The organism is Paenibacillus sp. FSL P2-0121, assembly GCF_037975345.1.
GTDB classification, from domain to species: Bacteria; Bacillota; Bacilli; order Paenibacillales; family Paenibacillaceae; genus Paenibacillus_AQ; species Paenibacillus_AQ odorifer.
Genome location: NZ_CP150245.1, coordinates 6,410,954 through 6,434,331, shown reverse-complemented (window position 1 = coordinate 6,434,331; position 23,378 = coordinate 6,410,954). Strand labels below are relative to the sequence as shown.

Annotated in this window: 16 protein-coding genes, 1 pseudogene and 1 riboswitch; of the genes and pseudogenes, 9 read left to right on the top strand and 8 right to left on the bottom strand. The window is 45.5% G+C overall.

Translation table 11 applies throughout. The annotated features are described in order from the left end of the window. Positions 1–9: 9 nt before the first annotated feature. The 3 genes from MKY54_RS28495 to MKY54_RS28485 are packed head-to-tail and all read right to left on the bottom strand — an operon-like array spanning position 10 to position 982. The gene (locus MKY54_RS28495) at positions 10–222 is read right to left on the bottom strand and encodes a hypothetical protein (protein ID WP_076123801.1); all 213 of its coding nucleotides are present in this window, start codon (positions 220–222) and stop codon (positions 10–12) included. Positions 223–250: 28 nt separating this feature from the next. Next, a complete protein-coding gene (locus MKY54_RS28490) occupies positions 251–472 on the bottom strand; it encodes a hypothetical protein (protein WP_076123799.1) in 222 nt (73 codons plus the stop codon). A gap of 39 nt (positions 473–511) precedes the next feature. After that, the gene (locus MKY54_RS28485; protein WP_339188674.1) at positions 512–982 is read right to left on the bottom strand and encodes a hypothetical protein; all 471 of its coding nucleotides are present in this window, start codon (positions 980–982) and stop codon (positions 512–514) included. Between the two features lie 275 nt (positions 983–1,257). On the opposite strand from MKY54_RS28485, the gene MKY54_RS28480 reads away from it, so the two are divergent. After that, positions 1,258–2,106: a helix-turn-helix transcriptional regulator gene (locus MKY54_RS28480; protein WP_076220106.1), complete on the top strand. Its 849-nt coding sequence runs from the start codon at positions 1,258–1,260 to the stop codon at positions 2,104–2,106. Positions 2,107–2,174: 68 nt separating this feature from the next. Then, positions 2,175–3,151, top strand: a pseudogene (locus MKY54_RS28475) (reverse transcriptase domain-containing protein); the annotation flags it as partial. 48 nt (positions 3,152–3,199) lie between these two features. Here the strand turns inward: MKY54_RS28475 and gcvPB are convergent. From gcvPB to gcvT, 3 genes are all read right to left on the bottom strand, one after another. Then, positions 3,200–4,660, bottom strand: coding sequence for an aminomethyl-transferring glycine dehydrogenase subunit GcvPB (gcvPB, locus tag MKY54_RS28470; protein WP_076182165.1), 1,461 nt, complete (start codon positions 4,658–4,660; stop codon positions 3,200–3,202). Continuing rightward, a complete protein-coding gene (gcvPA, locus tag MKY54_RS28465; RefSeq protein ID WP_076279169.1) occupies positions 4,657–6,009 on the bottom strand; it encodes an aminomethyl-transferring glycine dehydrogenase subunit GcvPA in 1,353 nt (450 codons plus the stop codon). The genes gcvPB and gcvPA overlap by 4 nt, the downstream gene beginning before the upstream one ends. Positions 6,010–6,115: 106 nt before the next feature. After that, a complete protein-coding gene (gcvT, locus tag MKY54_RS28460) occupies positions 6,116–7,228 on the bottom strand; it encodes a glycine cleavage system aminomethyltransferase GcvT (protein ID WP_339188669.1) in 1,113 nt (370 codons plus the stop codon). 186 nt (positions 7,229–7,414) lie between these two features. After that, positions 7,415–7,513: riboswitch (glycine riboswitch) on the bottom strand. 226 nt (positions 7,514–7,739) lie between these two features. Between gcvT and gcvH the strand changes: the two genes are divergently transcribed. Beyond that, positions 7,740–8,132: a glycine cleavage system protein GcvH gene (gene gcvH, locus MKY54_RS28455; protein WP_036678614.1), complete on the top strand. Its 393-nt coding sequence runs from the start codon at positions 7,740–7,742 to the stop codon at positions 8,130–8,132. A 428-nt stretch (positions 8,133–8,560) separates the two neighbouring features. Here gcvH and MKY54_RS28450 read toward each other — a convergent pair whose 3' ends face one another. After that, positions 8,561–9,391, bottom strand: coding sequence for a flagellar motor protein MotB (locus tag MKY54_RS28450; RefSeq protein ID WP_038573513.1), 831 nt, complete (start codon positions 9,389–9,391; stop codon positions 8,561–8,563). Continuing rightward, positions 9,388–10,170: a flagellar motor protein gene (locus tag MKY54_RS28445; protein WP_339188666.1), complete on the bottom strand. Its 783-nt coding sequence runs from the start codon at positions 10,168–10,170 to the stop codon at positions 9,388–9,390. Before MKY54_RS28445 ends, MKY54_RS28450 begins: the two co-directional genes overlap by 4 nt. A gap of 179 nt (positions 10,171–10,349) precedes the next feature. On the opposite strand from MKY54_RS28445, the gene uvrB reads away from it, so the two are divergent. The 6 genes from uvrB (at position 10,350) to MKY54_RS28415 (ending at position 23,218) form a co-directional block, all read left to right on the top strand. Further along, positions 10,350–12,341 carry an excinuclease ABC subunit UvrB gene (gene uvrB, locus MKY54_RS28440; RefSeq protein ID WP_036678623.1) on the top strand — a complete coding sequence of 664 codons (1,992 nt, stop codon included), beginning with the start codon at positions 10,350–10,352 and terminating at the stop codon, positions 12,339–12,341. Between the two features lie 550 nt (positions 12,342–12,891). Beyond that, on the top strand, positions 12,892–15,765 hold the full coding sequence (uvrA, locus tag MKY54_RS28435; protein ID WP_076137311.1) for an excinuclease ABC subunit UvrA: 2,874 nt from the start codon (positions 12,892–12,894) through the stop codon (positions 15,763–15,765). A 973-nt stretch (positions 15,766–16,738) separates the two neighbouring features. Beyond that, positions 16,739–16,948, top strand: a complete 210-nt coding sequence (locus tag MKY54_RS28430; protein WP_036678627.1) for a DUF2759 family protein — start codon at positions 16,739–16,741, stop codon at positions 16,946–16,948. Between the two features lie 176 nt (positions 16,949–17,124). Then, positions 17,125–18,174, top strand: coding sequence for a trypsin-like peptidase domain-containing protein (locus tag MKY54_RS28425; protein WP_249267658.1), 1,050 nt, complete (start codon positions 17,125–17,127; stop codon positions 18,172–18,174). 27 nt (positions 18,175–18,201) lie between these two features. Beyond that, positions 18,202–20,115 carry a stalk domain-containing protein gene (locus MKY54_RS28420; protein ID WP_339188664.1) on the top strand — a complete coding sequence of 638 codons (1,914 nt, stop codon included), beginning with the start codon at positions 18,202–18,204 and terminating at the stop codon, positions 20,113–20,115. A gap of 580 nt (positions 20,116–20,695) precedes the next feature. Beyond that, positions 20,696–23,218 (top strand): U32 family peptidase, encoded by a 2,523-nt coding sequence (locus MKY54_RS28415; protein ID WP_339188662.1) that lies wholly within the window; start codon positions 20,696–20,698, stop codon positions 23,216–23,218. Positions 23,219–23,378: the final 160 nt, after the last annotated feature.

Genomic DNA, 23,378 nt, shown 5'->3' with positions numbered 1-23,378 from the left:
CATCAAAATTTAGAATGAAGTACCCACTAAATATCCGGCAGCCACTGTACCACTTATGTAGACAACTGCGGCTGTGGCTGTTACTGGTGCGGCAGCAACAGCAGACATGATTGTAACCATACCTAACACTCCTGCACCTACCTTGGCCCAATCAACGCCACCATCAATATTGATACTATCTTCAAGTGTAAGTTCTGAAAAACTAGGGGCATATGAAAGCATTTAATTCCTCACTCCTTATAACAGATATTTAATGTTTTAGTCCGCTACCAGTAAGATATCCAGATACTATTGATCCACCCACTGCCATAATCGCAGTAGGAATCGTTACTGGTGCTGTGGTAACAGCGGCTACCACGGTTACCATTCCCAAGACTCCATAAGCAACATTATCCCAATTTATACCTCCGGAAATCTCCATCGTTTCAATGTTGGACAATGTTGAAAATTGACTATTAAGACTCAGTTCCATTCTATTCACCTCCTTTCGAGATAGACGAGTTTTGACTAGTTAAAGAAGACTAGGATTGATGCCAATACAAATATCTATTTTTATATTTTCACTAGTACCTTCAGATAAGTTTATATTATATGCGGATGTTATTTGATGTAGATTGTTTTGAGAGATATATTTGACTAAAAATTCATAAGCAGAATTGATGCCATTCATTTTACCTTCATACATCAAGCAAATTGCATTTATTAACTTGAATTCTTGCTTATATATAAAAGGGGGATTTTTTTTAATTTCTCCTTTTACTGGTACCATAATCTCAAAATCCACCATCTCTATGCCATTATTTCGGGATACAGAATGAGTAGAAGTGATTAAAGGACCATTCTTTTGGAGGTTATAGTTGTTTAGTGAAAGGATAAATTCGTTTAGTTTATGATGTAAAAAACTGGAAGGAATAGTGTTGCGATATGAGACTAAATTAAAATACTGGAATGTTTGTTTTTCATTAATTTTATACAATTCCACTGTGTTATCTCCTTAGAGGTTTCTTTTTTCTATGACTTAAGGCACATTGAATAGAAGAGAGTGTAAGGATAATTATTAATAATAAATGGGGCATCTAGCGGTTATTTAAGTTCTACAAATGTAATTATGGTCTTTATAACAAAGTTTGAAAATATCCCCCATTGGATATTTACTAATATGAATAAATATGTTAATAGTTGGTTGAATCTTCAATGTTTAAATATATAATGGTATCATTTTACATTATAAATGATGGAAATCAGGAGGAGTTGGAATTGACAGTAACATACGATCAGACAAAACTTTGGTGTTCAGCTGAAGATCTAAAGAAGGAACAAATGGATTCTATCTCTTCATTGGGTAAAGTCAAAAGTTCAAAGGCCCCACAAAGAACGAGTGCGCACTCTTTTGAGGAGATTGGCCAGGAATCTATTTATCACGAGGCAATGATTCTTTCCCTACATAACGAGATGATTAAAATTAGTAAGTATATATCTGTAGATTTTGCGGCTTTTCTAACAGATGATATGGGGGGAATTCTCGATCTGTATTTCTCTTCAGTACATATAAAAGAAGAATTTGATAAGGCAGGAATAAGAGTTGGGAAGAGTTTTGCCAAACAGGATTTCGGGCTAAATGGTGTTTCACTTTCTATGGAAATGAATTCTATTGGAGTAGTTAAAGGGAGCGAACATACGAATTCTATATTTTCTAATTGGAACTGTGTATGTTCTCCTCTCTACTCAGATGGTGTTATAAGAGGCTATGTAGATATTTCTTTCTACAAAGGACTGCAAATCGAATTTGCTATTCCATTTATGCAACAGATAGCTGAAAACGTTACCGAGAAATGGATGTGGAGTAACCCTGAGATGCAGTTACTTAGACTAGAGTTTAGTTTTGAACAATTCAACTTGACTGCCCGAGAAAAAGAGGTGGCTCAAATGTGGTTATGTGAAAAAAGTGCATTGCGTATTTCTAACGAGTTGGGAATTAGTGAAGGTACAGTTAGAAATGTAGTGAAGAGCATATATAACAAAATGAATGTAACTGACCGTTGGCAGTTCACTAAGAAACTTTCATTTAATCCCGTACATAATCCAGAACTTCTGTATGTAAAATAGCATTTTTTAATATGAGAAAAGGAGACCACGTGTTAAGTGGTCTCCTTTATTTAGTGCGCCCAGCCGATAGTTATGGATTTCGTCCGAAAAGACAAGGGCATGATGCGGTAAGGAAAGCCAGAGCATTCATGAAAGAGGGATATCGATTCGTAGTCGATCTAGACTTGGAGAAATTCTTTGATCGCGTCAACCATGACCGACTGATGATGAAGATTTCGGCTAAAGTGAAGGACAAGAAAGTTCTCCTGCTGATTCGTAAATATCCTCAGTCAGGTGTGATGGAGAACGGGCTAGTAAATACGACAACAGAAGGGACACCGCAAGGTGGTCCACTCAGTCCGTTGTTATCTAACATCGTTTTGGACGAGCTCGACAAGGAACTCGAGAAAAGTGGACACCGCTTCGTCCGTTATGCGGACGACTGTAACATCTATGTGAAAACACTAAGAGCAGGAGAGCGAGTGAAGGCATCCGTCACCAGATTCATTGAGACAAGACTAAAACTAAAGGTGAACCAAGCGAAGAGTGCGGTGGACCGCCCATGGAGACGGAAATTTCTTGGGTTTTGCTTTAGTAGCGATAAAGAGCCCAAGGTGAGGATAGCAAAACAGTCCTTGCAGAAAGCGAAGGCTCGAATTCGGGAGATAACGTCCCGGAAGAAAGCGATGCGAACGGAAGAGCGAATCCAGGAGCTCAATCGATACTTGATGGGATGGCACGGATATTTCTCGCTGGCGGATACGCCAAGTGCCTTTAAAGCGATGGATATGTGGATTCGAAGGAGATTGCGAATGTGTCTCTGGAAGCAATGGAAGAGCCCGAGAACCAAAGTCAAAAGGCTTATATCCTTAGGCGTGCCTAAGGATATAAGCCTTTTGAGTGGGGAAATACTCGGAAAGGGTATTGGCGAATTGCAGGGAGTCCAATTCTGCAACGTGCATTGAATAACCAATATTGGGAATCCAATGGATTAAAGAGTGTATTGGACAGATACAACTCCTTACGGAATACCGCCGTATACCGAACGGTACGTACGGTGGTGTGAGAGGCCGGGGGCTCGCCGCCCCCTCCTACTCGATTTATTATTGAAATATTAACCGCAAGAACAATTCAAAACCGGCTTACGCGCAGCCTGTGTCTCATCCAAACGGCTAATCTCTGTGGTATGCGGTGCGTTGATTACGATTTCCGGTGTCTCCTGCGCTTCTTTAACGATCTGAATCATCGTATCGATGAAGCCGTCTAGCGTTTCTTTACTTTCGGTTTCCGTCGGCTCGATCATCATGCATTCCTCAACGGTCAGAGGGAAGTACACGGTTGGCGGGTGGTAGCCGAAGTCGAGCAATCGTTTAGCAACGTCTAAGGTGCGCACGCCATATTGCTTGAGGTTTTTGCCGGACATAACGAATTCATGCTTACATACACCCGGATATGGGATTTCAAAATACGGCGCCAGACGGTGCATCATATAGTTCGCATTCAGCACGGCATTTTCGGATACCTCACGTAGTCCGTCTGGACCATAGGTGCGAATGTAGGCATAGGCACGAACCAGAATACCAAAGTTTCCGTAAAAAGCTTTCACGCGTCCAATGGATTCGGGTCCGCCGAAGTCGAGTGAGAAGCTGCTATCTTCACTCTTCACCACAGTAGGTTGTGGTAGGAATGGAATCAAGATGGATTTTACGCCGACTGGTCCGGCCCCAGGGCCGCCACCGCCATGTGGGGTGCTCATTGTCTTATGCAAGTTCAGATGCACAACGTCAAAGCCCATGTCGCCAGGTCGGGTAATGCCCATAATGGCATTGGAGTTGGCTCCATCGTAATAGAGTAGGCCGCCTGCTTCATGCACGATCTCAGCAATCTCGACGATTTGGGTTTCGAACAAGCCGAGTGTGCTTGGGTTAGTTAGCATTAGTGCGGCTGTGTCGCTACCGACGGCTGCTTTCAGTGCTTCAAGATCGACCATTCCTTTATCTGTGGAAGGGATCGTGATCGTTTCAAGTCCTGCTGCTGAGGCACTAGCAGGATTGGTTCCGTGCGAGGAATCCGGCACGATAACCTTAGTACGCGTCTCGCCGCGACTTTCATGGTAGGCGCGGATCATCATGAGGCCGGTCCATTCACCATGCGCACCTGCGGCAGGTTGTAAAGATACTGCATCCATGCCCGTCAGCGCGGACAGATCATTTTGCAGGGTATACATTAATTCCAGTGCGCCTTGAATACTTTCTTCCGGTTGGTAGGGATGAATTTTGGCGAAGCCGGAGAAGCGGGCAACATCTTCGTTAATCTTCGGATTGTATTTCATCGTGCATGAACCGAGTGGATAGAAGCCATTGTCTACACCAAAGTTACGACGTGAAAGAGAAGTGTAGTGGCGAATGACATCCACTTCCGATACTTCTGGAAGTACGACGGGTTCGCTACGGAGTAAACCTGATGGAATCAGGGACTCCAAGGTTTCTTCCTGTGGCACATCGCATAGTGGCAAAGAATAGGCCGAACGGCCGGGACGGCTTAATTCAAAAATTAGACTTTGCTCCGGTTTCATAAACAGCCCTCCAGTGCGCTAGCGAATTGGTCGATTTCGGTTTTGCTTCTTTTTTCCGTTACGGCAACCAGCATATGTCCAGCAAGTTCAGGATAATCACGACCCAGATCATAACCGCCGAGATAACCGTCCTTCAGCAGCTTAGAATTAATAGCGGTCACGCTGCTGCCTTCAGGAAGCTTCACAACAAATTCGTTAAAGAATGGGGAGGAGAAGGCAAGTTCAGCACCTGTTAGTCCGCTAAGTTTATTAGCAGCGTAATGGCTTTTGCGAATATTTAGTTCGCCTACTTCACGCATGCCTTCTTTGCCCATAACGGACAAGTAGACGGATGCGCAGAGAGCCAGCAGTGCCTGATTGGAGCAGATATTCGATGTCGCTTTTTCACGACGAATATGCTGTTCACGCGCTTGAAGTGTAAGAACGAAGCCACGTTTACCATTACGGTCTACCGTTTGGCCAACGATCCGGCCTGGCATGCGGCGCATCAGGTGATCAGCTACGGCAAAGAATCCGCAAGTTGGACCCCCGAGAGAAGCTGGAATACCGAGTGGCTGAGCATCACCGACTACGATGTCGGCTCCAAGTTTGCCCGGAGTTTCAAGTACACCAAGAGCTATTGGGTTGGCGCTGACTACAAGAAGACCTTTAACCGCGTGAATCAGCGGCTCAACCGAGCGAAGATCCTCAATGCTGCCGAAGAAGTTAGGCGATTGCATCAGTACTGCGGCAGTATCACCATCGATAGCTTCAGCAAGCTTAGCTTGATCGGTAACACCGTCTTTATAGTCAATCTCCACCACCTCCAGACCCCAAGCATTAGCCGAAGTACGTAGCACTTGGCGAGCCTCAGGATGAACGGTACGGGAGACGATTAATTTTTTGCGTTTGGTAGCACCAGCCGCGAGAACCGCTGCTTCGGATAAAGCTGTAGCACCATCATACATACTGGCATTGGCAACTTTCATACCGGTTAGTTCGCAAATGTAGGATTGGAATTCGAAGATCGCTTGCAGCTCACCTTGGCTGATCTCCGGTTGGTAAGGAGTGTAGGCAGTGTAGAATTCAGAACGGGAAATGACATGGTTGATGACCACAGGGATGTGATGATCGTATAATCCGGCACCGAGGAAGCTGGCGTGAGAATCAAAGTCGGCATTTTGGTCAGCCAAACCTTTCATGTGGCGCAGCAGGGCGTATTCATCGAGTGGTTCAGACATCGGCATAGTGCCTTGGTAACGTACCGCTTCAGGAATATCGGAGAACAGCTCATCTATAGACTGAATCCCGACGGCCTCCATCATCTCTACGCGGTCCTGTTCTGTCATGGGCAGATAACGGTGCTTCATTAAGGTTTCACTCCTTGGCTTTTTTAAAATATAAGAAAGTACAATTTTGACGCTATACTTTATCCTTCTATTTCTCGCTTAAAAGCTCACCGTCCTTATATGGACGCTAAAGGCGTTTATACTTGTAAAAAGGGGCCTTAATCACTACAGCCTTAAGCTGCTTACCGCGTATCTCTACGTAAACCTCTGTGCCTATTTCACTGTAAGCAGTATCAATCAAAGCCAACCCCAGGTTACGTTTCAGCGTAGGGGACTGTGTTCCGGTTGTGACCTCACCAATCTTAACCCCATCTGCCCAGACAGGATAATGGGAGCGTGGAATGCCTCGATCAATCATTTCTAGGCCGACAAGGCGACGGGGAATGCCAGCTTCTTTTTGCTGTATTAGTGCATCGCGTCCGATAAAGTCTATTTTGTCCAGCTTCACGAAGAACTGTACTCCTGCTTCAAGCGGGGTGATATCAGCAGATAGCTCCTGACCGTACAGTGGTAATTTTGCCTCAAAACGCAGGGTATCCCGTGCACCCAGTCCAGCAGGTGTTAATCCGTGGGGCGCGCCTGCTGCAAGCAGTCCGTTCCATAACGTTTCTGCACCTTCCTGCGGAGCGTAGATCTCGAAGCCATCTTCACCGGTATAACCCGTACGGGAGATAAGTACCTCTACACCGCAAACGGTAGCGCGTTCGATGAAATGGAAAGGCTTGAGTGCTGAAATAGGAGCATCAGTAACTTCCGCGAGAATGGTCTCTGCCAGAGGACCCTGCAAGGCGAGCAAAAGCGTCTCGTCAGAGACATTAGTGAGCGTGACTTCGCCGAATTCAGAGGTCAAATGCTCTTGCAGCCATTGGAAGTCTTTGTCGATGTTGGAGGCATTAACGACGAGCATATAATGCCCTTCGCTTAGGCGATACACGAGTAGGTCGTCGACAACTCCGCCATTTGGATAACAGAGCAGCGTATATTGCGCCGCACCATCTGTGAGGCGGCTGACATCATTGGTTGTCATTTTTTGCAAAAAGTCTTCTGCACCGCTCCCAATCACCATGAATTCACCCATATGCGAGACATCGAACAGCCCAGCCTGCTGGCGAACGGCTTCGTGCTCTTTCACGATACCTGTAAACTGTACTGGCAGCTCCCAGCCACCGAAGTCAATGCACCTGGACTCCGCATAAGCGGAATAGAGATCATAAAAAGGTGTTCTTCTCAAAGCATCCATGTCGTCACTCCCCTTGATCTGATTACATACGAAAAAAGGACAGGCAGAAGCAATCATGCATAAATGCACAAATCGCTTTCTGCTCTGTCCTTTGTACCTGAGAGTTACCCTGCCGTAACTAGCTTGCAGGTTTCCCCGTTGGTGATCTGACGCATCTAGCCTTGCGTCTGATGCTCTCCAGAGATACGTCCGACAAAGGTCCTTTTGCCTGAGAGATTCACCCCTGTTAGGGCTTACTCCTTCGGCGCCGTCTTCAAGTGAGACAGTCTCTCCCTATGCCATCATCCGCAATTATATTTCTTCGAGAAACGGTTATTGTCTATAAAAAGACGACAACGTCATTTCTTCTTGTATGTCTCCATTAAACGGGTATAGTCGGGCGCTGTCAACAAGAAAACGTCGAAAAAATGACAAATTTAAATTTCCTGTTAGTAATATTGACATTGTGAGCCGGGATAACTTAGGCTATAACTAAATTTAGAACTCCAAATTGGAAATGAGGCGGCTTGAAATGAGTGAAGTATTAGACAACCTTCTTTACAGCGAAGAGCATGAATGGGCACAGCAAGTAGAAGGGCGAGTAGTACGTGTTGGGATTACGGACCATGCTCAGCATTTATTAGGCGACATCGTATTTGTTGAGTTTCCTGAGGTAGGATCGACCATTTCGGCCGGTGACAGCGTAGGCAGTATCGAATCCGTTAAGACGGTATCGGAGTTGTATTCGCCCGTCTCTGGGACGGTTACCAAGGTGAATGATGGATTAGAAGCTAGTCCGGAGCTTATCAATGATCAGCCGTATGGCGGGGGTTGGATTTTTGAGATTGAAGTTGATGGAGAGTATGCTGATGCTGTAAAAGGTCTGTTAGATGCAGCTGGTTATAGCGCGTTAGTTGCTGAATAATTGGAAATCGGGGACGGAAAATAGTCTGATCAAGTGTGATATTTTTAGCAGCAAGTTTCTGTGATTCGGGGACTTTCTGTTTGTGTTTCTTATGTGGATTGTGCGAGTATTCGTAAACCCAATCGAGTGGTTTGAGGGTCTAGTGGAGTATGGAATTAGGGAAAACCTCCCTCATTTTAGACGATTATAGCGTGAGAGTTAGGGTTTTAGGAAATTCCTCCCTAATCATCTCGGTAAAACCACTATTTCAGACTAAAAAGAGTAATAATCAGGGGGAAATTCCCTCATTCCGCGATTGGATACGATAATAGGTGAATAATCAGGGAGGTTTTCCCTAATTAAATTGGATGAAGCCCCTTGTAAGCTCAATGTGGTAATTGCAAAGGCCCCTGCCGCCGAACTTAGCTCTGAGCGCAAGCAACTATATTTTATTCCACCTCTTGAAGCTGTCGAAGTACAATGATCTCTACGCGTCGATTTTTCTGTTTGCCTGCTACCGTAGTATTATCTGCTGTTGGTCGGGTATCGGCATAACCTGCATATTGAAAAGTGTCCGGGTTCAGTCCTTCATTATCTAAGAAAAAGCGCAGCACAGAAAGCGCACGAGCACCCGATAGCTCCCAATTGTCGTTATAACGTGAAGCTGATGACACTGGTGTATTATCCGTATGTCCTTCAATGCTGATCGTTGCTCCGATATCTTTGAATAAGCCAGACAACTGCTGAAGAGCAGGAAGGGCTGGTGACTTCACATCTGCTTTACCCACATCAAAAAGAAAACGGTCGCTGAGCGTGATTTCTATGCCCTGCGGTTTGTCGGCTACAAATATTTGTTCACCGAGATTATTCTCCTCCACATAGTGGGTGATCACACCCATTAACTCAGCAAGCTTCGCCTCTTGTTCTCGAAAAGCCAACTCCCGTGCTGAAGGTGTTTCATTCTCCGTTTGTTCATCAGAACCGTCATTTGGTTTTGCAGTTGCGTTCGCATTCCCATCTGTACTCTCTGGTTTGTTGTCAGGGGTCTTTCCAGCATCTAAAATACCATCCCCGCCTTCAAGAACAGTGCTGCTCGACTTGAAAGTCTGGGATAAAGAGCCGGTAACGATATTATATTTGTCAGTGTCCAGGCTGCTCATCGCATACAATATAACGAAAAATATAAGTAAAAGTGTAATTAGATCAGCGTAAGTAATCATCCAACGATCACGGCTTTCTCGATTCTCTACCCGCCGTTTGCGCCGGTCTCTTTGTCTCATATAAAACCTCTTGCTTCTGCACGGTCATCTGTGGTGGTGTCTGAAATGAAGGAGTTCAGTTTTTTACGCACCAGCAGCGGATGATCCCCGTTCTGTAGAGAAAGAATGCCTACTAGCAGCATCTCCATGCTATGCAGCTCACTTTGGCTGCGGGATTTGATTTTGGAAGCAATGGGTAAAAATATTAGATTAGCGATGGCTACTCCGTACAGTGTTGCAGTGAACGCTACTGCGATAGAGGTACCTAGATTTGATGGGTCCGTAAGGTTGCCCAGTACCCTAATAAGTCCCATAACTGTACCGATGATCCCCATCGTTGGAGCATATCCGCCAGCGGCTTCAAAAATCTTGGCGTAGCTTTCATACTTCAATTCTTTCGCATCCATTTCCAATTCCAAAATCTGTCTTACCTGCTCAGGGTCAGTGCCATCGACGATAAGCAACAGTCCTTCGCGTGTAAAAGGATCAGGATGCAGTTCCGCTTGTTTTTCGAGCATTAAAACGCCGCCGCGGCGGGCCACTGTGGCCATTGCGATAAGCTCTTCTGCTTTCTCTTCATCACGTTCAGGATTGCGGCCAAAAGCCATGCGCAGAGCGGCGGGAATGGAGCGTAGCTTAGCTGCCGGGAAGCTGATCATTACGGCAGCAATCGTACCTCCAAATACAATCAAAGCTGCATTAAGCTGCAGCAGTCCGGAAAGGCTTCCGCCTTCCCAGAGGTAGCCGCCGATTAGCGCAGCCAGTCCGGCCACTAGGCCGATTATTGCGGTAATATCCATGCTTCAAGCTCCTAACATTTCTGTGTATTATGGTTTGCATCGATCTAAGCAACACTGTATAATGAACGGGAACACATATTCTTATCTTCCATATTTTTTACTATCGTATGGAGAGAGAAGATTCAGACAACAATTATAATATATTAATCTAGTTTAGACGATAGAGGGGAGACGGGCAAATGAGTGATATTGTCGTCAGTACGAAGACTTTTGAATTGGAGTCCGAGTATACACCCCAGGGCGATCAGCCTCATGCCATAGATGAATTACTACAAGGCATCCGGCAGGGTAAGAAGCACCAGACGCTGCTGGGAGCGACAGGTACAGGGAAGACCTTTACTGTCGCGCAAGTTATTTCCAAATTAAATCGCCCCACGCTGGTTATTGCGCATAACAAGACACTCGCTGCCCAGCTGGCAAGTGAGTTTAAGGAGTTTTTCCCGAATAATTCGGTAGACTATTTCGTCAGCTACTACGACTATTACCAACCAGAGGCGTATATTCCCTCCTCCGATACTTATATTGAGAAAGATTCCAGTATTAACGAAGAGATTGATAAACTTCGCCACTCCGCGACAAGCTCCTTGTTCGAACGGCGTGACGTTATTATTGTAGCGAGTGTGTCTTGTATTTACGGTCTCGGTTCACCAATGGAATACGGAAGCTTGCTGTTGTCCTTGCGGGTTGGGATGGAGAAACCGCGCAATGAGATTCTGAGCAGACTGGTGGATATTCAATACCAGCGCAATGATATCAATTTTGTACGCGGAACATTCCGTGTACGTGGTGATGTGGTTGAGATCTTCCCGGCCTCTCAGGGTGAACATGCGATTCGTGTTGAATTGTTTGGGGATGAGATTGAGCGGATCACTGAAATAGATGTTTTAACGGGCGAATTGATCGGTGAACGCGATCATGTCGCCATTTTTCCGGCTTCTCACTTTGTTACCAAGGAAGAAACGATGCGTGTAGCAATAGTCAATATTGAACGGGAGCTGGAAGAGCGGCTGACCGTGCTTCGTGACGCAGGCAAGCTTCTGGAAGCGCAACGTTTGGAACAACGGACACGTTACGACATTGAAATGATGAAGGAAGTGGGTTTCTGTTCGGGGATCGAGAACTATTCCGGGCCGCTAACCTTCAGGGAACCGGGAGCAACTCCATATACGTTAATGGATTATTTTCCTGATGATATGTTAATCGTCGTAGATGAATCCCATGTTACCCTTCCGCAAATTCGGGCGATGTATAACGGTGACCGGGCGCGTAAAACAGTGTTGGTAGAGCATGGTTTCCGTCTGCCTTCTGCACTGGATAACCGTCCGCTTCAGTTCGAAGAGTTCGAAGATAAAGTAAACCAGATCATTTACGTTTCCGCGACACCTGGACCTTATGAAATGGAACACTGCGAAACTATGGTGCAGCAGATTATCCGTCCGACTGGTCTATTGGATCCAATCATCGAGGTCCGTCCTACAGAAGGTCAGATTGATGATCTGATTAGCGAAATCCGTGACCGGGTTGAACGCGATGAACGTGTACTCGTTACCACTTTGACGAAGAAGATGTCGGAGGATCTGACAGACTACTTTAAGGAAATCGGGATTAAGGTTCGTTATATGCACTCTGACATCAAGACGCTGGAACGGATGGCGATCTTGCGGGATCTTCGTCTCGGTACGTTCCATGTACTGGTAGGGATTAACCTCCTGAGAGAAGGTCTCGACTTACCGGAGGTATCTTTAGTTGCAATTCTCGATGCCGATAAAGAAGGGTTCCTTCGTTCCGAACGTTCACTAATTCAGACGATTGGCCGTGCGGCTCGTAACTCTGAGGGTCGTGTAATCATGTATGGTGATCGGATCACTGATTCGATGGAGAAGGCGATGAGTGAAACATCGCGCCGTCGCGCCATTCAGATTGCCCATAATGAGAAACATGGCATCACCCCAACCACCATTAATAAAAAAGTGCGTGACATCATCGAGGCAACGAAGGTTGCTGAGTCTAAAGCTGATTATCTCACAGGTGTTGGTGGCAAGATGAATAAGAAAGAAAAACAAAGTCTGATCCAGCGTCTGGAAGCTGAAATGAAGGACGCTGCCAAGAACCTGCAATTCGAACGCGCGGCAGAGCTACGCGACGCATTGCTGGAGCTTCGGGCTGAGTAACAAACCATTAATGCATCACCGATATTTAAAATAGGTATTGAACGGTGCTGTCCTAGACCGTTCTTTTTGAATCAATAGAGGGTCGCGTATCCCGCGATGTTTATGACACTTATGCGTATCCGCAGGGACAGCACCATGCAATGAACTCGGCACTTATGCGTATCCCACAGGGAAAGCACCATGCAATGAACTTGGCATTTATGCGTATCCCACAGGGACAGCACCATGCAATGAACTTGGCACTTATGCGTATCCCGCAGGGACAGCACCATGCAACGTTTATGACAGTTGCATGTACCTGTCTTTAGTTAGTGCGCTAACGTCCAAGCGGTCCCGTAGGGATAAGCGCTCTGAGCATTGTAGTCACTAAGTTACGTCCCACCATACTCCTTCTCCAGAAAATGCGGGTGTCCAGAGGGTGCAACCCTTGGGGCCCTCCCTTGGAAGGGAGGGTTTGGGAGGGATCGAAAGGCTTTGAAAGGGTTCTGAAGAGGCTTTGAGAATATTTTGAAATAAAGTTGAAATAGTTTTTTTAAAAGGAGAGGTTCCGTTGGCGAACGAAAATATTGTAATTAAAGGCGCGAGGGCGCACAATCTCAAAAACATCGATGTGACGATTCCACGTGACCGTTTCGTCGTGCTGACGGGACTTAGCGGCTCAGGTAAATCATCGCTTGCATTTGATACGATTTATGCTGAAGGACAACGGCGTTATGTTGAATCTTTGTCGGCTTATGCACGTCAGTTTTTGGGACAAATGGAGAAACCAGATGTGGATTCGATTGATGGTTTGTCCCCGGCGATATCTATAGATCAGAAGACAACAAGCCGGAACCCACGCTCCACGGTAGGTACAGTTACGGAGATTTATGACTATTTGCGGCTGCTCTTTGCACGTATTGGTCATCCCCATTGCCCAGAGCATGGCATTGAGATTACCTCCCAGACCGTTGAACAGATGGTAGACCGGATTATGCAGTATCCAGAGAAAACTCGGTTACAGATCCTGGCGCCAATCATTTCAGGACGTAAAGGTGAGCATAAAGGACTTTTCACAGATATCTCTAAGCAAGGCTTCGTACGTGTGCGTGTGGACGGGGAGCTAAGAGATCTGTCAGAGGATATTGAACTAGAAAAGAATAAAAAACATACAATAGAAGTTGTGGTAGACCGGATCGTTGTTAAAGACGATGTGGAGACCCGGCTGACGGATTCACTGGAGACGGCGCTTAAGCTTTCGGGCGGTAAAATCCTTGTTGATATCATCGGCCAGGAAGAGCTGCTTTTCAGCTCTAACTTTGCTTGTCCAATTTGTGGTTTTAGTATTGAAGAGTTGGCACCACGGATGTTCTCTTTCAACAGTCCGTTTGGAGCTTGTACAGAATGCGATGGACTTGGCATGAAGATGGTGGTCGATCCAGACCTGCTTATTCCTGATGCTGAGAAATCCATTGAAGAAGGTGCTTTTTTAGCTTGGACTGGAAGTACTTCTAATTACTATCCGCAATTTCTGAAGTCGGTTTGTGAACACTTTAAAATTCCTCAGAACGTTCCGGTAAGCAGTCTGACACCTGATCATATGAATAAATTACTGAATGGTACAGGCAGTGAGAAGGTTCGCTTCCGTTATGAAAATGATTTCGGTCAAAAGAAAGATGCGATGGTTGCTTTTGAAGGGATTATACCTAACCTCGAGCGGCGTTACCGTGAAACTGCTTCGGATGGTATTCGTGAATTTATCGAAGGATTTATGAGTGCTAAGCCATGTCATGTGTGTAAAGGTAAACGTCTGAAAAAAGAAATATTAGCTGTGACTATCAATGATCATAATATTTCTGATGTTACGGACCTTTCAATAGGAGACTGTCAGCATTGGTTTGAAGAGATAAAATTGAGCGAAAAAGAAACAGCCATCGCCAATCTCATTTTAAAAGAGATCTGCAATCGGCTTGGATTCCTTGTGAATGTAGGCTTGGATTATTTGACGCTTAGCCGTGCAGCGGGTTCGCTTTCCGGTGGTGAGGCGCAGCGTATTCGCTTGGCTACTCAGATCGGTTCAAGTCTCATGGGCGTATTGTACATTCTGGATGAGCCAAGTATTGGCTTGCATCAACGGGACAATGATCGCCTGATCTCTACGCTTGCGCATATGCGTGATTTAGGCAACACGCTGATTGTTGTAGAGCATGACGAAGATACGATGATGGCAGCGGATTATATTATTGATATTGGTCCGGGCGCAGGTATTCATGGTGGACAAGTTATGGCTCAAGGGACGCCAGAAGAGATTATGAAAGATCCGAATTCATTAACGGGTGAATATTTAAGCGGACGTAAATTTATTCCGGTTACTGCTAAACGCCGTCCTACCGATGATCGCTGGGTAGAAATACGTGGTGCTAAAGAGAATAACCTGAAAAATGTGAATGTGAAGATTCCATTAGGTGTATTTACAGCGGTGACAGGTGTATCGGGTTCCGGTAAATCCTCGCTTATCAACGAGATTCTTTACAAGAGTTTGGCACGGCAGCTGAATAAGGCTGTGAAGGTGCGTCCTGGTCAGCATAAAGAAATTCGTGGACTAGAAAATCTCGATAAGGTTATTGAAATCGATCAGTCGCCAATCGGGCGGACACCGCGCTCCAACCCAGCAACTTATACAGGTGTATTCGATGACATCCGTGACCTATTCTCCAAGACAAATGAGGCTAAGGTACGTGGTTTCCAAAAGGGGCGCTTCAGCTTTAACGTAAAAGGCGGACGTTGTGAAGCTTGCCGTGGAGACGGGATTATTAAGATTGAGATGCACTTCTTGCCGGACGTATACGTCCCTTGCGAAGTATGTAAAGGCAAACGGTATAACCGGGAAACCCTAGAAGTGAAATATAAAGGCAAAAACATTTCAGATGTGTTAGAGATGACGGTAGAGGATGCAACAGAGTTTTTTGTAAATATCCCGCGTATCCATCGTAAAATGCAAACACTGATGGATGTAGGCCTTGGTTATATTAAGATTGGTCAACCGGGAACCACTTTATCCGGTGGTGAAGCACAGCGGGTAAAATTGGCTTCTGAGCTCTACCGTCGCAGTACGGGTAAAACACTTTATATTTTGGATGAGCCTACGACAGGTCTGCATGTAGATGACATTGGTCGTCTGCTTGAGGTATTGCATCGTTTGGTGGATTCCGGAGAATCGGTTCTTGTTATTGAACATAATCTGGATGTAATCAAGACAGCGGATTATATCATCGATATGGGACCGGAAGGTGGTAGCGGCGGTGGTACCGTTCTGGCAACAGGAACACCGGAGAAGATCATTACTGTCACAGAGTCTTACACAGGTAAGTATCTGAAGCCGGTTCTGATTCGTGATACAGAGCGGACCGAAGCGCTTATGCTTGAGACGGCGGAAACCCTCTAAATAAACAGAAAGTAATATAACCTATGTATAATAAGGCCTCGGTATCTTGCCGGGGCTTTTATTGTAGGATTATCCGGTAATTATACGAAAGACGGCTCATAGATATATGATGTGATCTTTCTAGCAAAAGTTATACGGATTCTATAGAAAAAATGGATTTAATAATAGGTAAGGTAGGCATATGTAGGACATGTTCGTAGTAAGATTCAATGAGGAGTATTCTGTTGATAGGGTTAACGGGTAAGTGATTAACATTAGGGTCAAAAGTTCCTTGAAAACCGAATAATTAATCCTTCATATCACTCTATCAAATAACTGTTTATTAGATTAGGGAAAACCTCCCTGAAAACCTGAGTTTTTAGATCATAGAAGGTGAAATCCGGGAAAACCTCCCTAATTATCGGGTGAATTTACTCATATAGCCGGTTTTCTAATGATTTTTAGGGAGGAATTCCCTGATAATCACAAAATGAGCTGATAATCGGTCAATTTTAGGGAAAATTTCCCTAATTCATTAAAACCCTAAATTTCGAGCCCAGAATGTTAAGTTCTAAGTTCTAAGTTCTAAGTTCTAAGTTCTAAGTTCTAAGTTCTAAGTTCTAAGTTCTAAGTTCTAAGTTCTAAGTTCTAAGTTCTAAGTTCTAAGTTCTAAGTTCTAAGTTCTAAGTACTGAATTTTAATTCCAATTCACTGCTCAATTTATCTCATCTCTAAAGCAGTTAACGGACTTTCTATTGTAACCTTTATGACGATAGAGTTGATTGGACTCACAGTACTTTCACTAATCCGCCCCAATTGTCAGTGATCAATCTCATCGTTATTACGGATTTTGCAGGGATAAAATATATTTTTTATGACAAATACATAATTTTTCTACAAAACCTATTGCATCGCCCAAATGGTAGCGATAACATAGAAGGTGATATGGGGATTACTGGATCTTGCTTGACAACATTTTTGAGGAGGTAAGGTTATGCTGCTTGCAGAAGTTGCCGCGCAAGGACCGTCTAAATTTCATACCTTTGATGTGTTTATGATTTTATTTACCATCTTGATTTTGGTCGGGGTTGTTCGACTATTGAAAGCTCCCCAGAAGAACAAATTTGCTATTGGTTTTGGAGCCGTTAGTTTGCTGGTTTTTGTGATCTCTGACTATGCCATGGTGATGCATTGGTTAAGTTAATGAAAGAACTAAATTGAACAGCTTTGCACCAAAAGACTCCTTTAACGCCATGGGCGCATTGAAGGCGTCTTTTTTCAAATAATATAATGTAAAATTTATCCATGAGCAAAGAGAGGGTCTGGTGAGGAATGAGGAGTGTTGGGGAGAAGCTGGTGAAGAAAGGATTAGGTCTATTACTGTGCGGCGTAGTGCTGTCGGGAGTATGGAGTCAGTCGGTGTTTGCTTTTGATAGTACTAGTAAGGTGGTTAGTAAAGCAGCGGCAGAAGATCCGATACCTGGAATTATTAAAAGTATCACTCCTTCTGTTGTGGGCATTATCGGCAAAGACGAGAGTGGCGGTAATAGTGGCCCGGATGATCGGTACAATCTGACGCATGGCTCCGGCATCATTGTGAAATCGAACGGATGGATTGTAACCAATGCTCATGTAATCAAGGATCTGCAAAATGCCATAGTGGTCACTTCGGACTCTAAAACCTACAGCGTTAAAGAAACCTATCTGGATGAAGTTAGTGATCTGGCGCTGATCAAAATCAATGCCACCCATTTAAAGCCCGCCAAGTTTATTCCAGCGAATAGCAAAACAGTGGTTGGGGAGAAGGTTATTGCTATCGGAACACCGATTAGCTTTTCTCTACGAAACTCAGCGACTGTAGGCGTTATAAGTGGTCTTAACCGTGAGGTAGATGCGGCTTATCGTCTTATCCAGAGTGACACTGCGATTAATCCCGGAAACAGCGGAGGGCCGCTTGTAAATATGAAAGGTGAGGTGCTGGGAATCAACAGCCTGAAATACTCAGCGGTGGGTGTGGAAAATATGGGGTTTTCGATTCCAGCGAATACTGTGCAGTATATTATGAACCAGCTTTTAAAATATGGTGAGGTACAGCATCCGAGTCTAGGGCTAGAGCTGGAGGCGAGCTGGTCTACGATTGTGGGATTGCCAACGCTGGACCCGCTGTCCGTCACTAAGGTGGTGTCTTCAGAAGCGCTCAAGTCAGGGGTTGCTGAAGGGGACGTCTTGTATAGCATCGATGGGCATCGTGTGGTCTCACTAGTTGATATTAATGAATTGTTCAAAAGCTACCTGCCGGGAGCAACTGTGCGGCTGGTTATGCAAAGCGATGGGGATATCGTCGTCCGTAAACTCGTGCTCACTCAAGGTGATCCATTGTTAAGCGGAGATGATTATGAAACGGATGGGGACGAGCACGCGGAAGAGTGATCAGCAAACTGGAGAGGGGGACGGTAAATGGGCTTTAAAATTTTAAAACAAGGATTTTGTGCGATGCTGACCTTATTACTGCTATTTTCTATATTACCCATACAAACAGTATTAGCTTCACAAGGAGATAAGCTACAGCTGAGTCTAAAAGTTGGCAGTACTTCAGCTACGGTGAATGGTAAGAAGGTGGCTATCGAGCGGCCTTATACGGAGAATGGAACGGTTATGGTCCCGCTTGGGGTTTTTAAAAAGACGTTTGGCAGCACTGTTTCCTTAGAGCAGAACAATGTTGTAAAAGTAACCTATGGTGCTCATTCAGGGGTGATGACGATTGGGAGTGATATCGCTTGGAAGGATGGGATCAAAGTTAAACTGGGCTCAGCGCCCCGGATGGTTTCAGATGTGCTGATGGTACCGCTACGCTTTGTAGCTGATGTGTTAGGTGCGACCCTCTCTCAAGGGAGTGGGGGTGAGCTAATGGTTACCCTAGTTCCTATAGACAACGAAGAAGATACGCCAGAGGATACTGGGATTGACAGCGATGTTGGTAAGACTCAAATTGGAAACAGTTATTATCATTGGACACTGAATTATCCCTCTGGGCTGATTGCTGGAAATAGCGGTGGAGATGAAAGTGTGGCTACCTTTTCAAGTGCGGACAATCTATATTATGTGGAGATTCATGTAAGTGACCAGGCGGTTGCGGTGGATGCGGATGGGCTGCTGGAACAGCTGGTTCGGGAGGTCGAGGCAGGTGGGGAGTTGATATTGGATCGGGAGTCGTTCCCCAAGGCCGCGGTACCTTATGCTAGATTGATCAGTAAAGATTCCAGTGGAGCGCTCTGGGAGAGCAGACTGTTATATGCTGAAGGTCGACTATACGAGATTTATTTGACGGATAACAAAGCAGTTAATTATAAGGATTTTGCTAAATATACAGGATTACTTAACTCTTTCCAGCCTTCTTTTGATACTAAAAGCAAAAAAATCCGTGATCTTTCTACGGTGAAAAGTGGATTGCGTGACGCGTACAATGAGGACTATGGGATTTCACTACAGGTTCCCGCAGATTGGAGTAAGGACGACCAGCATCTCTATTACGAGAGTAAGCAGGGAAGTCATCTGAGTGTGGCAGTTACCTCGGCACCTGCTGGTTCTACACTAGAGAGCTGGGCTGAAGATCTGAAAATGAAAACTAAAGAAAACTTTGTAGCGGATGCTTATATTCTGAAAGACAGCAACAAGTCGGAGATCTCGGGCGTATCCGCACAAATTAATGAGCTACAGCTAAATTACGGCAACGGTGTTACTACAGAATATCAAGCTCTCATACTCAAAAATGGGTATCGTTATTATTTTGAATATGTAACAGCAGCTGGGCAAGATGACGATAAGGCAAAATTCAAAGCCATCATATCCTCTATTGATATTGATTTTGCTCTGCTGAAGGAGAACTTCGGGCGGCTCGCTAGTGATGATTATAAGACGCTCAAAAATAAGACATTAACCAAAGTATCCAAAACCTACGGCTATGCCATCGATATTCCAAGTTTATGGACACCTTATCAGGATATTTTTGAGACGCAGTCGATTGAATATCGGTTCAGCGGAGGACGTCTACAGATCAACTCAAAACCCGAGGGTTCAGTGGATTATACAGTTAATGTGCTCAAAGATGCTTATCAAAATAAAAATAATGATCCCAAAGGCCCTCGTATAGAAAGTGTAGTGGAGTCTACCATTGCAGATGTCCCTGCTACGATCATAACTGCACATCAAATCAAAAATGGTATCCCTCTTCGCAGTAAGCAGGTTGTGTTTGGTAAAAATGATGTGGTCTACACGATTACCGTTACGCTGAATGATGCCAATGCCACTGCAGAACAGCAGGCTCTGTTAGACAAGACACTACAATCGTTTCGGTTTACAGGCAGCAAGTAGTTAAAAGAGTACCAATGTCGTAGTTGACACACGAATAGAAGCGTGTAATTCAATCAGACGAAGAACGTCCCAGTTGCCGATTTGGCTTGGGGCGTTCTTTTTTTGTATAAAGGGGGAAAAGGGATATGAGGTGTACGATTGGAATCGTTTGTCACAATTTATTGATATCGCTAGGTTCGGAGCCAATGTTATCCAAGTTGGGCATAATGTGAATAGCTAAAGGGTGGATTGATGTATTTGATACAACATTCTATCGTATGTCCCGTATGTCACGGAATTCCTAGTGAATTGTTGTAAATGTTGCAACTTTTTGTACCGGTTGTCGCTACTAGAGTGTGAGAATGATGCTTTAAGTACAACATTTAGTTGTCGAAGCGCTGGATTAGGCAATAAAGTTGCATGTTCTACAACATTCATGGAGTAAAGAGCAATAAGCAAGAAGTCAGCTTCCTGACAGCATTATGACTTTTATTCTATATAAATGTTGGTAAACGCATAGCGCTCAAGTGTGATATTTGATACAATTATCAAGTTAATCAACTAGAAATGACCCGTCAAATGGCGGTTTGGGAGGATATAAATGAAAGAGCAACAAATACGCAGAGAAGACGTGGAGCTATTGGCACCCGCAGGTGATTGGGACTGCATGCGTGCAGCGGTAGCAAACGGAGCGGATGCTATCTTTTTTGGCGTAGAGAAGTTTAATGCACGGGCCAGAGCGAACAACTTTCGCATGGACGAGCTGTCGGAAATTATGGCGTTTTTGCATAGCTATGGTGTGAAGGGCTTTTTGACCTTTAATATACTGGTTTTTGAAAATGAATTGTCTGATGCAAAAGAACTGATTGATGCGTGCGTGGATGCTGGCGTGGACGCAGTAATTGTACAAGATTTAGGTTTGGTCAAAATGATCCGCGAAATCTCACCGGATTTTCCGATTCACGGATCGACACAGATGACCATTACTTCGCCGGAAGCGGTCGAGTTTACTAAACCTTTCAGTTTGGAACGTGTGGTATTAGGTCGTGAGAACAATTTGAAACAAATTCGTACGATCGGGGAGCAAGCCCGCTTACCGATGGAAGTATTCGTACACGGTGCTTTGTGTGTTTCCTACTCAGGTCAATGTCTGACCTCTGAAATGTGGGGCGGACGTTCTGCCAACCGCGGTGAATGTGCTCAGGCTTGCCGCCTGCCGTATGATCTGATGGTGGATGGTGAGGTAAAACCTATGGGAGACGTAACTTATCTGCTTTCTCCTAAGGACCTGGCAGCAATTGATCTAATGCCTGAACTGATCGAGGCGGGTGTGACTTCTTTTAAAATCGAAGGCCGCCTCAAAAGCCCGGAATATGTAGCGAATGTAGTTAGTAAGTATCGTAAAGCGATTGATCGGTATTTTGAAGGCGATCTGTCTAAACCTTCGAAGGAGGAGGTGCGCGAGCTGCAACAAAGCTTCTCCCGCGGGTTTACACATGGTTTCCTGGATGAAACGAACAATAAGAAACTGGTAGACGGGACTTTCCCAAAAAGCCGTGGTGTATATTTAGGGACGGTTGAGCAAATTCTGCGTGACGGAGTGGTCTGCCGTATTCATGCACCGCTTAAGCGTGGGGACGGAATTGTTTTTGACGCTGGGGATCCAACGAAAAAAGAAGAAGGCGGCCGTGTCTACGACCTTCGTCGTAAAGGTGTGAAGCTGGAAGGCGAAGCCGGAGAAGGCTGGATCATCGACATCGTAGCCGGTCGTAATGATGTGGATCTTCGTCGTCTAAATGTCGGTGACCGCATTTGGAAGACAAATGACCCTGCGTTAGATAAGGCGCTGCGCCAGACTTATGAAACTGAAAAGCCGTACCGGGTATTTCCGGTACATGTTAGAGTGCAAGGCTGCGTCGGCGAGAAGCTGACGACTTGGTGGACGGACGTTCAGAAGAACGTTACCGTCCGTGTGGACTCGGAGCTCGCGCTGGAAGCCGCGCAAAAGCGTCCGATGGATACCGCGCTGCTGGAAGAACAATTCGGCCGCCTGGGCGGGACCGTGTTCCAGCTTGACGCGTTGGAGTCGCATCTGCAAGGCGACGTCATCGTCCCTATGCGCGAGCTGAACAGCATCCGCCGCCAAGCGGTGGAGCTGCTTGCGGGCGAGCGCCCGAAACCGCCCGTCTACGTGAAACGGGCGATCGAGGTTTACGGCGACGCCACCCGCAGGGGCGTCGCTCTGCAGCGCGCTGGTGAAGCGGAGCTCACCGCGCTGTGCCGCAGCCTGCCGCAGGTGCAGGCTGCGCTCGAGGCCGGCGTGAGAAACATCTACGCCGACTTCGAGTTTATCAAGCAGTTCCCGGCAGCGGTAGATGCGGTACGGGCTGCAGGGGCCAGCATAGCGCTGGCCACGCCGCGCATTCATATGCCGGGCGAGAACGGCTACCACGCGAATATTCTTCGCTTGCAGCCGGATGCTGTGCTCGTGCGTAATACAGGCGCGTTATATTATTATCTGCGCCGCCGCCAGGAGCAGCCGGATGCTGTGCATCCACGCCTGATCGGTGATTTCTCACTGAATATCGCCAATCATAAAGCAGTGGATTTGTTCCTTGAGGCTGGCTGTGACATAGTAACGCCATCCTATGACTTGAACATTCAACAGATGGTTGATCTGCTTGAACACAGTGATACGTCCCGGATGGAGATTGTTATTCATCAGCATTTGCCGATGTTCCATACTGAACACTGCGTGTACTGTACCTTTATGAGTGAAGGCACAGACTATACGAACTGTGGTCGTCCTTGTGAAGAGCACCGTGCTTCTTTGCAAGACCGTATTGGAATGTCACATCCAGTTCGTGTGGATGAAGGCTGCCGTAATACCGTCTATAACGCTGTTGAGCAGTCTGGTGCGGAGTATCTGAATAATTTCCGTGACCTAGGAGTATCTTCATACCGTGTGGAGTTCTTGGAAGAGACACCAGAGCAAGTGGCTGAGGTAATTAGCCTCTACAGCCGCGCTCTGCGTGGTGAAATCTCTGGTACACAGGTATGGAAGAGCTTAAAGGCTACTAACCAACTTGGTGTAACGCGTGGGCAATTGGTGAACGCGAAGTAATAAGAGTTAAGAGTTGAAGAAAAAGGGCTAAGTAACTACCAGGTAGATGCTGGTATTGCTTAGCCCTTTTTTTAGAATTGATCTCGTCCTCATCCTAATTTGCATATACTAAATAATATATCATGAGGGTCAGCAAAGTGTTTATTCTAGCAGTAAATGA

Excerpts from the sequence above, each read along its gene's own strand:
- gcvT (WP_339188669.1), bottom strand. The coding sequence starts at position 7,228 with ATGGATGCTTTGAGAAGAACACCTTTTTATGATCTCTATTCCGCTTAT.
- gcvH (WP_036678614.1), top strand. The coding sequence starts at position 7,740 with ATGAGTGAAGTATTAGACAACCTTCTTTACAGCGAAGAGCATGAATGG.
- MKY54_RS28445 (WP_339188666.1), bottom strand. The coding sequence starts at position 10,170 with ATGGATATTACCGCAATAATCGGCCTAGTGGCCGGACTGGCTGCGCTA.
- uvrB (WP_036678623.1), top strand. The coding sequence starts at position 10,350 with ATGAGTGATATTGTCGTCAGTACGAAGACTTTTGAATTGGAGTCCGAG.
- gcvPB (WP_076182165.1), bottom strand. The coding sequence starts at position 4,660 with ATGAAACCGGAGCAAAGTCTAATTTTTGAATTAAGCCGTCCCGGCCGT.
- MKY54_RS28490 (WP_076123799.1), bottom strand. The coding sequence starts at position 472 with ATGGAACTGAGTCTTAATAGTCAATTTTCAACATTGTCCAACATTGAA.
- MKY54_RS28450 (WP_038573513.1), bottom strand. The coding sequence starts at position 9,391 with ATGAGACAAAGAGACCGGCGCAAACGGCGGGTAGAGAATCGAGAAAGC.
- gcvPA (WP_076279169.1), bottom strand. The coding sequence starts at position 6,009 with ATGAAGCACCGTTATCTGCCCATGACAGAACAGGACCGCGTAGAGATG.
- MKY54_RS28430 (WP_036678627.1), top strand. The coding sequence starts at position 16,739 with ATGCTGCTTGCAGAAGTTGCCGCGCAAGGACCGTCTAAATTTCATACC.
- MKY54_RS28415 (WP_339188662.1), top strand. The coding sequence starts at position 20,696 with ATGAAAGAGCAACAAATACGCAGAGAAGACGTGGAGCTATTGGCACCC.
- MKY54_RS28495 (WP_076123801.1), bottom strand. The coding sequence starts at position 222 with ATGCTTTCATATGCCCCTAGTTTTTCAGAACTTACACTTGAAGATAGT.
- MKY54_RS28420 (WP_339188664.1), top strand. The coding sequence starts at position 18,202 with ATGGGCTTTAAAATTTTAAAACAAGGATTTTGTGCGATGCTGACCTTA.